Raw genomic sequence first — 13,235 nt, forward strand, 5'->3', positions numbered from 1 at the left:
TCTTGGAAGAGAAGGTGGGAGGCTGGCACGATGACCCGTGCCGGGGCTCGTTAGGGCTGCTTCCTTCCGGACCTGACCCGGTTGGCGAGTGGCTCGTCCACCACCAACCTCCCGGATGCACATATCGGCAAAAACGTCATCAAAAGCAAGCCAAGCTCCAAAAAAACTGCTAGTCCATTGGAAAACATGAGGAGAATGCCCTTGAGCGATTTCGTGCTCGACCCCAGGCTCGAAAACGACAGCACCAGCATCATGGTGATCGGCCTGTGCGATATCAGGCTGTCGAAGGATGCTCGCTGGCCCTGGCTGATCCTGGTGCCGCGTCGGGCAGAGATCACGGAGATCTTCGAGCTGACTCCGCTCGATCAGGTGCTGCTCACTTTTGAGATCGAGCTCGTCTCTGCTGCGCTCAAGAAGGTCACCGGTGCGACAAAAATCAATGTCGGGGCACTTGGCAATATCGTCCGCCAGCTTCATGTTCATATCATTGCGCGTTCCGAAGGCGATGCGAACTGGCCGGGGCCTGTCTGGGGTTTTGGCAAGGCCGAGCCTTACGAGGACGGAACAAGAAACGAATTCATAGCAAAGCTGCGGGAAGCCCTTTCACCATGAGTCATTCGCTTTTCGATTCGGATGTGCCGCATCCGGAACCCAGCAATCTCACCGCCTTTGCCGCCAACGACCTGAACCGAGACAGCGAACATCGCGACGAAGGCTCGGTCGAGAAGGCGCTTGCCCGTGAAGGGACGCATATCTTCGCCTTCGCCAAGGACAAGTTGGTTTTGAAGCATGACGGCCAGGTGCTCGATCCGCTCTTTGCCCGCTACGAGCTGCAGGAGCTGAAGCCGAACTGGGACGAGACCGTGCTGCTCGGCTATCGCAAGACCGGTGAGCCGCGCCTTGCCGTGCCGGTGGATGTCGATGTCGAGGACATGGCGAGTCAGTACAAGCCGGTCGACGGCCGTTCGCTCTTCCGAGACGAACTGGTCGATGAGATCTTGCTTGGCGAGTTTGCGCAGGCTGCGAGCCTCATCCGCTGGAACAGCGACAACCGTTTCTGTGGCCGCTGCGGTTCGGGGATGGAAATCCATATCGGCGGCTACAAGCGCGTCTGTACCGCTTGCGAGCACATGATCTTCCCGCGCACCGACCCCGTGGTCATCATGCTGACGATCGATGAAGAGCGCGATCTCTGCCTGCTCGGTCGCAGCCCGCATTTCGCGCCGGGCATGTATTCCTGCCTGGCAGGCTTCCTGGAGCCTGGCGAGACCATTGAAAATGCGGTTCGCCGTGAAACGCTGGAAGAATCCGGCATCAGGACCGGGCGCATCCGTTATCATGCCTCTCAGCCCTGGCCGATGCCGCATTCGCTGATGATCGGCTGTTATGCCGAGGCAAAGTCGCGCGATATCCACCGCGATGAGGCCGAGCTCGAGGATTGCCGCTGGTTCACCCGCGAGGAAACCATCGAAATGCTGGAGCGTCCTGGCGCCAACGGCAAGGCATCGCCGCCGAAGGGCGCGATTGCCCACCGACTGATGCGCGATTGGGTCGAGTGGAAACGGTGAGCAAGAAGCCGGAGCGGACGGATGATCGTTACCTGGTCCGGCCTGTCTGCATGAGGATATAATTATGGTCGCCCGCTCCGAACGGCTGCTGACCCTGCTTCAGACGCTCCGGCGCTACCGGCGGCCGGTTACCGGCACTGTGCTCGCCGAGGAAACCGGCGTCAGCCTGCGCACCCTCTACCGCGATATTGCGAGCCTGCAGGCGCAAGGCGCCATGATCGAGGGCGAGGCCGGCATAGGCTATGTGCTGAAACCCGGCTTCATGCTGCCGCCGATGATGTTTTCCGAGGAAGAGTTGGAAGCACTGGTGCTTGGCTCCCGTTGGGTAGCGCGCGCCGCCGAACCGCGCCTTGCCAATGCCGGCGCCGATGCGCTGGCAAAGATTGCCGCCGTGCTGCCGCCCGACATGCGCGACATGGTCGATTCGGCCACACTTTTTGTCGGCAGAAAGCGGCAGGATGAGGACAGGGCGGATGTTTCGGCCATTCGCAAGGCGATCCGCCTGGAGCGTATCCTTGAATTGCATTATGGCGACGAGCAGGGGCGTATCTCCCGCCGTCGTGTCTGGCCCTTCGCGCTTGGCTATTTCGAGCATGTGCGCATCATCATGGCCTGGTGCGAGCTGCGTCAGGATTTCCGTCATTTCCGCACCGATCGCATCATCGATATGACGATCCACGACACGCGTTATCCGCGCCGCCGCACCGTCCTCCTGAAGGAATGGCGGGACACGCAGGATACCCCGATCGAGCACTAACGCTACTGCCATAAACTGTCAGCAGGAAGCGCTATTATCAGTACCAGTCCAGCAGGAAAGGAGTACTGATCATGGGAATGTCTCAAGTTGTTCAATATGCCGGCCGTCGTACTTCCGCCGAAGCCGGAAAAACCCTTCGCTCTCGTCTGGTGCGCCTGTTTGCGGATCGGTTCGTAACGCCGTCGTTGCGCCGTCCGCGGCTTGATCTCGAAACGATGCCGTCATGGCGCAAGCGCGATCTCGGCCTGATGGATGGTCAGGACTGGCGTGTTGGCGATGATCTCTTCCGCTGAGGCCGCACGCCGGCACTATCGATATTCTTCCCGGTAACGAAGCGGCGCTCCCAGCAGCGCCGTCATAGGAGGGCTGCTGCCACAAATTGACAGCAGCAGCTTTCGGCCGGGTATCTTTCAACCCTAATGGAGAGCCGAAATGGCCAGCCCCAATCTCATTATCCTCTATGTCAAGGATCCTGCCGAAAGCGCCGCCTTCTACCGCAATATCCTGAGCCGTGAGCCGGCCGTGGAAGCGCCGAATTTCGTCGCCTTCCCGCTCGATGGCGGCTTCACCCTCGGCCTCTGGCGCCGCAGCAAGGTCGAGCCTCAACCGTCTGCCATCGGCAATCGTGGCGAGGTTGCCTTCATGGTTGATGGCGAAAACGCCGTCGCCAGGCATTACGAAGACTGGCGCAATCGCGGCTTGCCCGTCGCCCAGGAACTGACCGAACTCGACTTCGGTCCGACCTTCGTCGTGCTGGATCCGGATGGACACCGGTTGCGTGTTTGTGAGCCGGATAAATAAATAGCGGATCATGCTTGAAAAACCTCTCCGGCCTCTGCGCCGGAGAGGTTTGTTGCGTTGCTGGCCGCAGCGCCTACAGCATCGGCCCGAAAATCGGAATCGATTTTCGGAAGCCTGATGCGTAGATTCAAAGAGTTAGAGCGTCCTTTGTGCGTCCGAATGGACGCACGGCGCTCTAAAGAAGTCCCCGCATCGGATGGCCCTTGTAGACACCGAGGATGCGGACCTTCTCGGAGAAGAAGCGCAGTTCTTCCAAGGCCCGGCGTACATTCGCGTCGTTCGGATGGCCCTCGATGTCGGCATAAAACTGCGTCGCTACAAATTTGCCGCCGAGCTGGTAGCTCTCGAGCTTCGTCATGTTGATGTTGTTTGTCGCAAAACCGCCGAGCGCCTTGTAGAGGGCGGCCGGAATGTTGCGGACGTTGAAGACGAAGGTGGTGACGATCTTCTCGTCACTGGCCGAGCGTTCTGCCCATTCCTCATCGCGCGACAGCACGACGAAGCGCGTCACGTTGTTTTCCGTGTCCTCGACATTCTCGGCGATGATATCGAGACCGTAGAGATCGGCGGCAAGGCGTGGCGCAAGCGCCGCCATGGAGCGGTCGCCGGTTTCCTTGACGAGCTTGGCAGCCCCTGCCGTATCGCCGGCGATCACAGGCTTCCAGCCATTGGCGCGAACGATTTTGCGGCATTGGCCAAGTGCATGGATATGGCTGTGAACGGTGCGGATCTCGTCCTTCGTCACACCCGGCAGTACCATCAGCTGGAAGCGGATCGGCATGAAATATTCGCCGATGATGTGCAGGCGTGATTCCGGCAGCAGGTGGTGGATGTCGGCAACGCGGCCCGCGATTGTGTTTTCGATCGGGATCATGCCGATATCGGCGTCACCATTGTCGACCGCCGTGAAGGCATCCTCGAAGGTCTGGCAGGGCAGCGGCTCCATGGTCGGAAACATGTCGCGGCTCGCCATGTCGGAATTGGCGCCGAAGTCGCCCTGGAAGGCGATCCTGTTGGTCTTGATGTTCATGAAGAAAATCCGTCAGTTGGCCATCGCGGAGAGAATGCGCCGCGCCTTTTCGAGGTCGGCTGGAGTATCGACACCGAGCGGAACGGTGTCAACGATCTCGACATCGATGCGCATGCCGGCTTCGAGCGCCCGCAACTGCTCCAGTGATTCGCGTTTTTCCAGCGTCCCACGGTCGAGGGAGACGAAGCGCTCCAGTGCGGCGCGCCGATAGGCGTAGAGCCCGATATGGTGATAGAGCGGCCCTTCGCCGTACGGCGCGGTCGTACGCGTGAAGTAAAGCGCGCGCAGACGGCTTTCTGAGACAGGCGTGCCGACGACCTTGACGATGTGCGGTGCGGTCTTGTCCTCCTCTGTGTCGATCTCAGTCGTCAGCGTGCCGATATCGACCTCGGGGTTATCGAGGGGACGCAATGCTGCACGCACCGTTTCCGGATCGATCGTCGGAAGATCGCCCTGGACGTTCACGATGATTTTCGCCCTTTTGTCCGGGTCGACAATCGTCAGCGCTTCGAAGATACGGTCCGAGCCGACCTGATGATCCCTGCTCGTCATGATCACCTCAAAGCCCGCTGCCGCAACGGTGTCGAAAACGTCCTGGTCGTCGACCGCCACGATGACGCGCCCGATTTCCGCTTCCTGCGCTCGTTTCGCCACTTGGACGATCATCGGCAAACCGCAAATATCGGCCAGCGGCTTGCCCGGAAGGCGGGTAGAGGCCATGCGTGCGGGGATCAACACCAGCACTTCATCTAATTTTGAATCAGTCATTGTTCGGGCCTTCTAATCCGGGCTGAAAAGTGGCAAAAAGTCTCACGCACAAGACCATTTAGACAGTTGCAACGAATAGCCAAAAGACATAGGTTCCGCGCAATTTCAAGATGGTCCGGTTTCTGGTCTGCCGGCTGCAAGGGGAGCATTGCAGATGAATTCATACGTCAATACGGCCGTGGGGGCGCTGCTGGGAACGATCTTCGTTCTGATGTCGGTCTCCATTGCCTCCGAGGGGATCTTCCATTCGGAAGCGCCGGAGAAGGAAGGTTTTGCCATCGTCGCCGAGGAGGCACCCGCCGCCGGCGGTGAAGGCGCACCTGCTGCTGTTGCCGTTCCGATCGCAAAGCTTCTTGCCAGCGCCGATGCCAAGGCCGGCGAAACCGTATTTAAGAAGTGTCAGGCCTGTCACGACGGCACCAAAGGCGGACCGAACAAGGTCGGCCCGAATCTCTTTGGTGTCGTAGATCGCCCGATCGCCTCGCATGAAGGCTTCGCCTATTCTTCTGCCATGAAGGACTTCTCCAAGGGCAGCAGCGAACTTTGGACCTTCGAGAACCTCAACAAGTTCCTGCTGGCGCCGAAGAAGGACGTTCCAGGCACCGCCATGGGCTTTGCCGGTCTGCCGAAAGATCAGGATCGCGCCAACGTCATCCTCTATCTGCACACGCTGGCAGATTCACCGGCTCCGCTGCCGGATCCGAATGCTCCGACTGCAACGCAGTAAGAACGACGAGTTGTTTCCGAGAAGAAGCCCGGTCAAAAGCCGGGCTTTTTGCTGCCTCAGGCGCCGAGAATATAGGCCCAGAAGGAAACAGTGATGGCGCCGAGCGCTGTGGTCACCGTGATCGTCGACGCGGCAAGGCTGTGGCCGACGCCGAAGCGGTTGGCGATCAGCCAGGCATTCACCCCTGTCGGCACCGATGCGGTCAGCACCAGAGCCGCTGCCCATTCGTTGCTGAGGCCGAAAAGATGGCTTGCTGCCCACACGCAGCCGGGCAGCAGCAGCAGCTTGAAGGCTGAGGTTGCGCTGGCGATCCCGACATTGCCGGAGACTCCGTATTTCCGCAGCGCCATGCCGAGCGAAATCAGCGCCGCCGGACCGGCCGTGCCGGCGATCTGCCCCACGACGGAGCTGATCGTTGCCGGCATGGTCAGGCCAGAGACGTGAAAGAGGGCGCCTGCCGCGATGCCGATGACCAGCGGGTTGTGCAGCAGGTTCAGGCCGATCTGCTTCAGCACCAGTGTCATGCTGCGGTCGCTCTTGCCGGAAATCTTGCGCTCGGCATGTTCCATCATGATTGTGCCCGCCACCATCATGATCGGCAGATGCACGGCAAGCAGGATGGAAAGGGCAACAAGCCCTTCGCTGCCCACGGTGCGCTCGACCAGCGGCAAACCGATGAAGATGTTGTTGGCGAAAGCCGAGGATACGCCCGCAAGCACGCCAATCCGCTCATCGCGCCCGAAGAAGCGCGTAGCGACGATGTGCCCGGCCGTCCATGTCACCGCGACGCCGGAGAAATAGACGATCCAGAGCCGGAAAGGCGACGCGCCATGGAAATCGGCTTCGGCGATGGTGCGGAAAAGCAGCAGAGGCACGGCGATCTTGAAGACGAACTCGCTCAAGGCATCGCCGACATTTGCGGTCAGCACTCCGACGCGGACGATCAGCCAGCCGATGAGAATGAGAAGGAAGATCGGAAGAACGTCGAAGATGATGGCTGACATGAACTGCTGCTCTGCGCGGGAATGCCGAGGTCTAACAGCAAATTGCCGGCCATGACAAATGCAGCGGATACGATTTCTTTCGCGCCGCAACAAAAAAAGCGGGCTCAGCCCGCTTTTCCGCATCCGGCAAGGCCGGATACCCGATCACGATACTGCCAGTTCATCCGTGGTCAGCGTCGTTCCGGTATGACTGAAGGGATCATCCCTCCCATATCCGGCCGTACGAGATACCTGCATGCCGGTTTTGCCAACACTGTTTTTAGGCAGGCAAAGTGACAGCGGCATGACGAATAAACGGCAATTTTACGAAGACTTAGAGCGTGATCTGCTCTTTATCCTTTCAATGCCGGCAAATTTCGCTAAGACCGACTACCGGCTATCACAAATCCGGGACTTCCCATTTCATGACCAAATTCGATGTTCTGACAGTCGGCAACGCAATCGTTGATATCATCGCCCGTTGCGACGACCAGTTCCTCATTGACAACAAGATCACCAAGGCGGCGATGAACCTCATCGATGCCGATCGTGCCGAACTGCTCTATTCCCGCATGGGTCCGGCGCTCGAAGCGTCCGGCGGCAGCGCCGGCAATACGGCCGCCGGCGTTGCAAGCCTCGGCGGCAGGGCCGCCTATTTCGGCAAGGTCGCGGAAGACCAGCTCGGCGAGATCTTCGCGCATGATATCCGTGCCCAGGGCGTCCATTACCGGACTAGGGCCAAGGGCACGTTCCCCCCGACTGCGCGTTCGATGATCTTCGTCACCGATGACGGCGAACGCTCGATGAACACCTATCTCGGCGCCTGCGTCGAACTCGGGCCTGAAGATGTCGAAGCAGATGTCGTGGCCGATGCCAAGGTGACCTATTTCGAAGGTTATCTTTGGGATCCGCCGCGCGCCAAGGAGGCGATCCTTGATTGCGCCCGCATCGCCCATGAGAACGGCCGCGAAATGTCGATGACGCTCTCCGACAGCTTCTGCGTCGACCGTTATCGCGGTGAGTTCCTGGATCTCATGCGGTCCGGCAAAATCGACATCGTCTTCGCCAATCGCCAGGAAGTGCTGTCGCTTTACGAGACCGACGATTTCGAAGAAGCGCTGAACAAGATCGCCAAGGATTGCAGGATCGCCGCCGTGACTATGAGCGAGAACGGTGCCGTGATCCTGAAGGGCAACGAGCGCCATTACGTCGATGCAATCAAGATCAACGAAGTCGTCGATACGACCGGCGCCGGCGACCTCTTCGCCTCAGGTTTCCTCTACGGCTATACCCAGGGCCGCACGCTGGAAGATTGCGGCAAGCTCGGCTGCCTTGCCGCCGGCATCGTAATCCAGCAAATCGGCCCGCGGCCGATGAAGTCGCTGTCCGAAGCCGCAAAGGAGGCAGGCCTTATTTAAAGGCCTCGCCCGGATAGGCACCCCAGATTTCCGACTGCGCCACCCAGCCCTCGGCGCCGTCGGTCTTTGCGAAGCACCACTCTCCGCTGCATTCACCGATCGTGATCATCACGCCGGGTTCCAACTTGGCGACGATGCTGGAAGAAGGCTGTGCTTCACGGCGGAGGTTGACATAGACGCTCTTGCCCTTGCCCTTCATCCACGGCGCGGCGATAGCGGCGCGCTGGCCTGACAGCAGCGACTGATTGACCCAGCCCTCGGTTCCGTCCGCATCGCGGATGCGGCGCCAGTTGTCATATTCCTGAATGATTTCGACCGGCAATCCCGACTTCAGATAGAGCCAGGAAACGGCGTAATCCGTTCCCGGTCCGATGCGCAGATTGACGCGCTTGGACTTCAGCGTCACGAAACGCGGCAGCGGCAGGCCGCTCGGCCCCTTGGCCGCCGCCTGGGCTTGCGCAAATTCAACTGTGCCTGCCGATACGGCAAAGGCAACCGCCAGGGCGAGGCAGGACTTTAAAACAGTGCGACGCATGGAAGCTTCCGTTGGCTCGAATTCGAAGCAGGTCCTGCCTGCTCGCTTTCCGGGATTCCCCGGTCGCCTCGCGAGTTTTGTTTGTCTTCGCGTGCGGGTCTGGTAGAAAATGCCCGTAATGGGGAAATGATCGTCCAACTTGGTTAAAGACCTCTGAACAAGGCACCGCAAGCTGCTATGACAACGAAGAAAAAACCGAAGGTCTACATAACCCGAAAGCTGCCTGATGTCGTCGAAACCCGTATGCGCGAGCTTTTCGATGCCGAGTTGAATATCGACGACACGCCGCGATCCGCCCTTGAGCTTGCCGAAGCCGTCAAGAGCTGCGACGTGCTCGTGCCGACCGTAACGGACCGGATCGACGCAGCACTCATCGAACATGCCGGACCGCAGTTGAAGCTGATCGCCAGCTTTTCGAACGGCACCGATCATATCGATGTGGAGGCGGCGGCGCGTAAAGGCATCACCGTCACCAACACGCCGAATGTGCTGACCGAGGACACCGCCGACATGGCCATGGCGCTGATCCTTGCCGTACCGCGCCGGATTGGCGAGGGTGCACGCGTGCTGACTGACAGGCCCGGCGAATGGGCCGGCTGGTCGCCAACCTGGATGCTCGGCCGTCGCATGCATGGAAAGCGCATCGGTATCGTCGGCATGGGCCGTATCGGCACGGCTGTTGCGCGACGCGCCAAGGCCTTCGGCCTGTCGATCCATTATCACAACCGCAAGCGCGTCAATCCGGCAACCGAGGATGAATTGGAGGCGACCTACTGGGAAAGCCTCGATCAGATGCTCGCCCGCGTCGATATCGTCTCGGTCAATTGCCCCTCGACACCGGCGACCTTCCATCTGCTCTCGGCACGACGCCTGGCGTTGCTGCAGCCGACGGCCTATCTCGTCAACACCGCCCGCGGTGACGTGATCGACGAGGCGGCTCTCATCAAATGCCTGCGAGAAGGAAAGCTCGCCGGCGCCGGCCTCGATGTTTTCGAAAACGAACCGATGGTCAATCCGAAGCTGGTGAAGCTCGCCAACGAGGGCAAGGTCGTGCTGTTGCCGCATATGAGTTCGGCGACGATCGAGGGACGTGCGGAGATGGGCGACAAGGTCATCATCAACATCCGCGCTTTCATGGACGGTCACCGGCCGCCGAACCGGGTGTTGCCCGGACGGTGAGGGCTACAGCGCCGCGCGTCTTTTAAGACGCGCAAAGGACGCTGTAACACTTTGAGTTTCTGCATAATTTTGCCCTTAAATCGATTCCGATTTAAGGAATTATGCAGAGGCCTCCCATCCTTAGCCGGCAAGCGCTTTCCGCATCTCGATAAATGTCGCACGCACAAAGCCCGGATGGGACTTCTCTGCGGTCTTGGCAAAGCCCCAGGCGGCGAAAGTCGAGTGATTGCCGACGAGTTCTATCCGCGTCTCGAGCCTTAATGCCGGAAGGCCGAGATCGCACGCCGTCTTCTCGGCGATATCAAGCAGGCGACGGCCGATGCCTTTGCCTTGTGCCGATGGCAGAACCGCAAGCTTTCCGACATAGAGACAGTCCGTCTCCGGACGCAGGAAAATGCATCCGGCGAGCCGTCCGTCATTCTCCACGGCATAGGCGATTTCTGCCTTTGCTTTTTCCGCGAGCGATTCCACCGTCAGGCGGATTGCGGACGAGGGCGGATCGATGCGGCCTTCCATATAGGCGAAAGATGCGAGAACGAGATCGAGCAACTCGCTCCAGCGGGCAAAGCTCTCATCGATGCGGAAAGGCGTCATGCAGTCTTGCTCTGCTTCGCGCGCCGACGCTTGTAGCGGATCGTATCGAAACGGGCCGATAGCGCATCATAGAGCAGCAGCCGGCCGATCAGCGGTTCGCCGGCACCGGTAATGAGCTTGATCGCCTCCATGGCCATCAGCGTGCCGATCACGCCCGTCAGTGCGCCGATGATCCCGGCTTCCGCGCAGGCGGGGATCAGTCCGGCCGGCGGCGCCTCCGGAAAGAGATCGCGATAGCCGGGATTGGCCGTGCCGTCTTCGGTAGTCTCATAGGGTTTCAGTACGGTCAGCGATCCGTCGAAGCGGCCGACGGCACCGGTGACGAGCGGGATGTGCGCTTCCTCGGCTGCATCGGCAGCCGCATAACGCGTGTCGAAATTATCGGAGCCGTCGATCAAGAGATCGAAGCCCGAAAGGTGTCGGCGCGCAGCGTCTGCCGAAAAGCGCTCGGTGAACCGGATGACCTTGATATGCGGGTTCAGTCGCGTAATCGCTTGCGCTGCGCTCTCCGTCTTCAGCTCGCCGATCGTGCCGGAATCGTGGATAACCTGCCGCTGCAGATTGGAGAGCGAAACGCGGTCGTCATCGGCAATGCCGAGCGTGCCGACGCCTGCGGCGGCCAGATATTGCAGGATCGGCGCACCAAGCCCTCCGGCGCCGATCACCAGCACGCGCGCGGCCTTCAGCTTCTGCTGACCCGCGCCACCGATTTCCGGCAGCAGGATATGACGATGATAACGCGCAATTTCGTCCGGGCTCAGAGGTTCCATGGGTCTGATGCTATCACGCTCCGAACCGGCAGGAGAAGCGCTATCGCTCATTCGAAAACCCTTCCGTCGGCAACCGTGAAAAACTGCGCCCGCTCGCCAAGTGCCGCAAACATCTGATGGTCCGTTCCGGTCATGAAGGCTTGGCCCCCAAGCCCGTCTATGAGGTCGAACAGTGCAGCACGACGCCCCTCGTCGAGATGGGCGGCGATCTCGTCCAGGAGCAGAACCGGCGCATGGCCCGTGAGATTGCCGACGAGCCGCGCATGGGCAAGCACGAGGCCAACCAGCAGGGCCTTTTGCTCACCGGTCGAGCAGCGCGCTGCTTCCATCTGCTTCTCGCGATGATGCACGATGAGATCGGCGCGATGCGGCCCCTCCAGGGTGCGTCCGGCGCCGGCATCGCTATAACGGTTGGCGGCGAGTGTCGCCGCATATTCGTCTTCCAGATCGACCGAAGGCCTGGAGAACTGGCCGTCCATGAAGCCCGAGAGCTGCAGCGATGCCGATGGGAAGGGGGAGGTCTCGCGGCTTTCTTCGATCAGCCGCGTCAGCAGGCCGAGCATCTCCTGCCGGGCGAGCGCCATGGCGATGCCGAGGCTTGCCATCTGCTCCTCGATACCGGAAAGCCAGGACGGATCGAAACGGCCTTCGTCGAGCAACCTGTTGCGGCTGCGCATGGCGCGTTCGAAATCGCTGGCCCGCCTGCCATGTTCAGGGTCGAGGGACAGCACCAGCCGGTCGAGGAACCGCCGGCGTTCGGACGAGCCGCCGGTAAAGAGCCCATCCATGGCCGGAGTGAGCCAGAGTACGCGCAAATGGTCCGTCAGCTCGTCGACCGTTTTCGCGGTCGTTCCATTGATGCGCAGCCGGCGCGTGGTCGTCTCGTCGCTGGCATCGATCCCGGTGCCGATCTCGACATCGCCTTCCATGCCATCGAGTTCGGCAAAGATAGAAAACCCACCCGTCGCATGCACGCGGGTGATGTCGCCATAGGCAGCGCGGCGCAGCCCGCGTCCGGGCGAGAGGAAGGAGACAGCCTCCATGAGGTTGGTCTTGCCGGCGCCGTTGTCACCGGTCAGCACCACATGCCGCCCGTCGAACGAAAGCGAGGCCGATGCGTAATTGCGAAAATCGGTCAGCTTCAGGCGGGAAAGGGAAACCTTGTGCGGCATCGGATATCCGGAATCATTAGGGCTGACAGCTAAGCCGAAGCCATCAGGATATCAAGGCTGAGAGCTGCTTATGTCTCTAATGCCTACGAGGGACGGGAGCCTCAAGCTGCGCTTCGGCCTCCGCAATCGCCTTTTCGATCCAGTGGAGAAGATCCGGTCGGTCTTCGATCGAGCCGCGCAAGGATTTCAACGAGTCGAGGATCATCGTCAGCCTCTGGCGGCGCATATCGATGACGATACTGTCGGCATCAGATTTCCCGGTGGGAGCGGATGTCATCGCAGTATTCGAAGCCTCTTGTCGGACGCGTTATAGGGGGTCGGCGCGACTAACTATCGCCGCATGCAATGAAGTCAACTAAAGGGTGTTCAATTTTTTGCGATATCGCCATTAAGGGATCAAATGAGGAATTAAGGTTGTATAATTTTCAAGGAGACAACTCTTTAGGCGGTATAATGCCCAAAAAAAGTCGGTTGAAATTTGCAACTTCCGGGTTGAGATATTCAGCTGACGCTATATGGTAAATAAAGGGTTTATCGGGAGAGAATGCTGCAGTGCCAGATCCGGTTGATATCATTGTCGGTCGCAACGTGAGACAACTTCGCGCTCGCCGACGTGTTTCTCAACTGGAACTCGGTGAAGCGTTAGGTCTTACATTCCAGCAGATTCAGAAATACGAGAAGGGGACGAACCGCGTCTCTGCCAGCAAACTGCATCAGATAGCGGTCTTCCTTGGAGTGGATATTTCCGAGCTTTTCGAAGGTACCGGCATTTCCCAGTTCACCAATCGTGTTGAGCTGAGCCCCGAGGCTTATGAGCTGGCGGTCAGCTATGACAGGTTGAGTTCGTCTGCGGGCAAGCAGGCGGTCAAGACGATCCTCAATCTCATGAGCGGTCAGGCGACCGAAAACGCCGCCTGAAGCGTTCCAAGCATC

The 13,235-nt window shown here is 59.7% G+C and carries 17 protein-coding genes and 1 other RNA gene; 9 read left to right on the forward strand and 9 right to left on the reverse strand.

Features of this window, described 5'->3' with window-relative positions; all coding sequences use genetic code 11:
* Positions 1 to 14: 14 nt before the first annotated feature.
* An RNA gene (gene ffs / locus FHT82_RS06240) (signal recognition particle sRNA small type) lies at positions 15 to 112 on the reverse strand.
* Positions 113 to 201: 89 nt separating this feature from the next.
* On the opposite strand from ffs, the gene FHT82_RS06245 reads away from it, so the two are divergent.
* The 5 genes from FHT82_RS06245 to FHT82_RS06265 all read left to right on the forward strand — a co-directional run bounded on the left by FHT82_RS06245 (position 202) and on the right by FHT82_RS06265 (position 3,126).
* Complete coding sequence (locus FHT82_RS06245) at positions 202 to 612, forward strand: HIT family protein (RefSeq protein WP_183727468.1); 411 nt, start codon at positions 202 to 204, stop codon at positions 610 to 612.
* A complete protein-coding gene (nudC, locus tag FHT82_RS06250; protein WP_183727470.1) occupies positions 609 to 1,568 on the forward strand; it encodes an NAD(+) diphosphatase in 960 nt (319 codons plus the stop codon). Before FHT82_RS06245 ends, nudC begins: the two co-directional genes overlap by 4 nt.
* Positions 1,569 to 1,629: 61 nt before the next feature.
* Positions 1,630 to 2,325 (forward strand): YafY family protein, encoded by a 696-nt coding sequence (locus FHT82_RS06255; RefSeq protein ID WP_183729140.1) that lies wholly within the window; start codon positions 1,630 to 1,632, stop codon positions 2,323 to 2,325.
* A 71-nt stretch (positions 2,326 to 2,396) separates the two neighbouring features.
* Entirely contained in the window at positions 2,397 to 2,618 is a 222-nt protein-coding gene (locus FHT82_RS06260; protein WP_183727472.1) for a hypothetical protein, read from the forward strand.
* Positions 2,619 to 2,757: 139 nt separating this feature from the next.
* Positions 2,758 to 3,126, forward strand: a complete 369-nt coding sequence (locus tag FHT82_RS06265; RefSeq protein WP_183727474.1) for a VOC family protein — start codon at positions 2,758 to 2,760, stop codon at positions 3,124 to 3,126.
* Positions 3,127 to 3,301: 175 nt separating this feature from the next.
* Here the strand turns inward: FHT82_RS06265 and FHT82_RS06270 are convergent, their stop codons facing one another.
* Both FHT82_RS06270 and FHT82_RS06275 read right to left on the reverse strand, forming a co-directional pair.
* Positions 3,302 to 4,156 (reverse strand): prephenate dehydratase, encoded by an 855-nt coding sequence (locus tag FHT82_RS06270; protein WP_183727476.1) that lies wholly within the window; start codon positions 4,154 to 4,156, stop codon positions 3,302 to 3,304.
* A gap of 12 nt (positions 4,157 to 4,168) precedes the next feature.
* Complete coding sequence (locus tag FHT82_RS06275; protein WP_183727478.1) at positions 4,169 to 4,924, reverse strand: 3-deoxy-manno-octulosonate cytidylyltransferase; 756 nt, start codon at positions 4,922 to 4,924, stop codon at positions 4,169 to 4,171.
* Positions 4,925 to 5,078: 154 nt separating this feature from the next.
* On the opposite strand from FHT82_RS06275, the gene FHT82_RS06280 reads away from it, so the two are divergent.
* A complete protein-coding gene (locus FHT82_RS06280; protein WP_183727480.1) occupies positions 5,079 to 5,651 on the forward strand; it encodes a cytochrome c family protein in 573 nt (190 codons plus the stop codon).
* A 56-nt stretch (positions 5,652 to 5,707) separates the two neighbouring features.
* On the opposite strand, the gene FHT82_RS06285 is transcribed toward FHT82_RS06280, so the two are convergent.
* The gene (locus tag FHT82_RS06285) at positions 5,708 to 6,655 is read right to left on the reverse strand and encodes an AEC family transporter (protein WP_183727482.1); all 948 of its coding nucleotides are present in this window, start codon (positions 6,653 to 6,655) and stop codon (positions 5,708 to 5,710) included.
* A 404-nt stretch (positions 6,656 to 7,059) separates the two neighbouring features.
* Here FHT82_RS06285 and FHT82_RS06290 point away from each other — a divergent pair, with 404 nt between their 5' ends.
* On the forward strand, positions 7,060 to 8,052 hold the full coding sequence (locus tag FHT82_RS06290) for an adenosine kinase (RefSeq protein ID WP_183727484.1): 993 nt from the start codon (positions 7,060 to 7,062) through the stop codon (positions 8,050 to 8,052).
* On the opposite strand, the gene FHT82_RS06295 is transcribed toward FHT82_RS06290, so the two are convergent.
* Complete coding sequence (locus FHT82_RS06295) at positions 8,045 to 8,587, reverse strand: SH3 domain-containing protein (protein ID WP_183727486.1); 543 nt, start codon at positions 8,585 to 8,587, stop codon at positions 8,045 to 8,047. The genes FHT82_RS06290 and FHT82_RS06295 overlap by 8 nt on opposite strands.
* Before the next feature lie 177 nt (positions 8,588 to 8,764).
* On the opposite strand from FHT82_RS06295, the gene FHT82_RS06300 reads away from it, so the two are divergent.
* Positions 8,765 to 9,766, forward strand: a complete 1,002-nt coding sequence (locus FHT82_RS06300) for a D-glycerate dehydrogenase (protein ID WP_183727488.1) — start codon at positions 8,765 to 8,767, stop codon at positions 9,764 to 9,766.
* Positions 9,767 to 9,886: 120 nt separating this feature from the next.
* On the opposite strand, the gene FHT82_RS06305 is transcribed toward FHT82_RS06300, so the two are convergent.
* From FHT82_RS06305 to FHT82_RS06320, 4 genes are all read right to left on the reverse strand, one after another.
* The gene (locus tag FHT82_RS06305) at positions 9,887 to 10,360 is read right to left on the reverse strand and encodes a GNAT family N-acetyltransferase (protein ID WP_183727490.1); all 474 of its coding nucleotides are present in this window, start codon (positions 10,358 to 10,360) and stop codon (positions 9,887 to 9,889) included.
* The gene (locus tag FHT82_RS06310; protein WP_183727492.1) at positions 10,357 to 11,181 is read right to left on the reverse strand and encodes a molybdopterin-synthase adenylyltransferase MoeB; all 825 of its coding nucleotides are present in this window, start codon (positions 11,179 to 11,181) and stop codon (positions 10,357 to 10,359) included. The genes FHT82_RS06305 and FHT82_RS06310 overlap by 4 nt, the downstream gene beginning before the upstream one ends.
* A complete protein-coding gene (recF, locus tag FHT82_RS06315; protein ID WP_183727494.1) occupies positions 11,178 to 12,302 on the reverse strand; it encodes a DNA replication/repair protein RecF in 1,125 nt (374 codons plus the stop codon). The genes FHT82_RS06310 and recF overlap by 4 nt, the downstream gene beginning before the upstream one ends.
* Before the next feature lie 76 nt (positions 12,303 to 12,378).
* Positions 12,379 to 12,579 carry a hypothetical protein gene (locus FHT82_RS06320; RefSeq protein WP_183727496.1) on the reverse strand — a complete coding sequence of 67 codons (201 nt, stop codon included), beginning with the start codon at positions 12,577 to 12,579 and terminating at the stop codon, positions 12,379 to 12,381.
* A gap of 275 nt (positions 12,580 to 12,854) precedes the next feature.
* On the opposite strand from FHT82_RS06320, the gene FHT82_RS06325 reads away from it, so the two are divergent.
* Positions 12,855 to 13,220 (forward strand): helix-turn-helix transcriptional regulator, encoded by a 366-nt coding sequence (locus FHT82_RS06325; RefSeq protein WP_183727498.1) that lies wholly within the window; start codon positions 12,855 to 12,857, stop codon positions 13,218 to 13,220.
* Positions 13,221 to 13,235 lie beyond the last annotated feature (15 nt).

Origin of the sequence: Rhizobium sp. BK275, from assembly GCF_014193555.1 — a bacterium.
In the GTDB taxonomy this organism is placed as follows: domain Bacteria; phylum Pseudomonadota; class Alphaproteobacteria; order Rhizobiales; family Rhizobiaceae; genus Rhizobium.

Excerpts from the sequence above, each read along its gene's own strand:
- nudC (WP_183727470.1), top strand. The coding sequence starts at position 609 with ATGAGTCATTCGCTTTTCGATTCGGATGTGCCGCATCCGGAACCCAGC.
- FHT82_RS06260 (WP_183727472.1), top strand. The coding sequence starts at position 2,397 with ATGGGAATGTCTCAAGTTGTTCAATATGCCGGCCGTCGTACTTCCGCC.
- FHT82_RS06265 (WP_183727474.1), top strand. The coding sequence starts at position 2,758 with ATGGCCAGCCCCAATCTCATTATCCTCTATGTCAAGGATCCTGCCGAA.
- FHT82_RS06270 (WP_183727476.1), bottom strand. The coding sequence starts at position 4,156 with ATGAACATCAAGACCAACAGGATCGCCTTCCAGGGCGACTTCGGCGCC.
- FHT82_RS06275 (WP_183727478.1), bottom strand. The coding sequence starts at position 4,924 with ATGACTGATTCAAAATTAGATGAAGTGCTGGTGTTGATCCCCGCACGC.
- FHT82_RS06280 (WP_183727480.1), top strand. The coding sequence starts at position 5,079 with ATGAATTCATACGTCAATACGGCCGTGGGGGCGCTGCTGGGAACGATC.
- FHT82_RS06285 (WP_183727482.1), bottom strand. The coding sequence starts at position 6,655 with ATGTCAGCCATCATCTTCGACGTTCTTCCGATCTTCCTTCTCATTCTC.
- FHT82_RS06290 (WP_183727484.1), top strand. The coding sequence starts at position 7,060 with ATGACCAAATTCGATGTTCTGACAGTCGGCAACGCAATCGTTGATATC.
- FHT82_RS06295 (WP_183727486.1), bottom strand. The coding sequence starts at position 8,587 with ATGCGTCGCACTGTTTTAAAGTCCTGCCTCGCCCTGGCGGTTGCCTTT.
- FHT82_RS06300 (WP_183727488.1), top strand. The coding sequence starts at position 8,765 with ATGACAACGAAGAAAAAACCGAAGGTCTACATAACCCGAAAGCTGCCT.
- FHT82_RS06305 (WP_183727490.1), bottom strand. The coding sequence starts at position 10,360 with ATGACGCCTTTCCGCATCGATGAGAGCTTTGCCCGCTGGAGCGAGTTG.
- FHT82_RS06310 (WP_183727492.1), bottom strand. The coding sequence starts at position 11,181 with ATGAGCGATAGCGCTTCTCCTGCCGGTTCGGAGCGTGATAGCATCAGA.
- recF (WP_183727494.1), bottom strand. The coding sequence starts at position 12,302 with ATGCCGCACAAGGTTTCCCTTTCCCGCCTGAAGCTGACCGATTTTCGC.
- FHT82_RS06320 (WP_183727496.1), bottom strand. The coding sequence starts at position 12,579 with ATGACATCCGCTCCCACCGGGAAATCTGATGCCGACAGTATCGTCATC.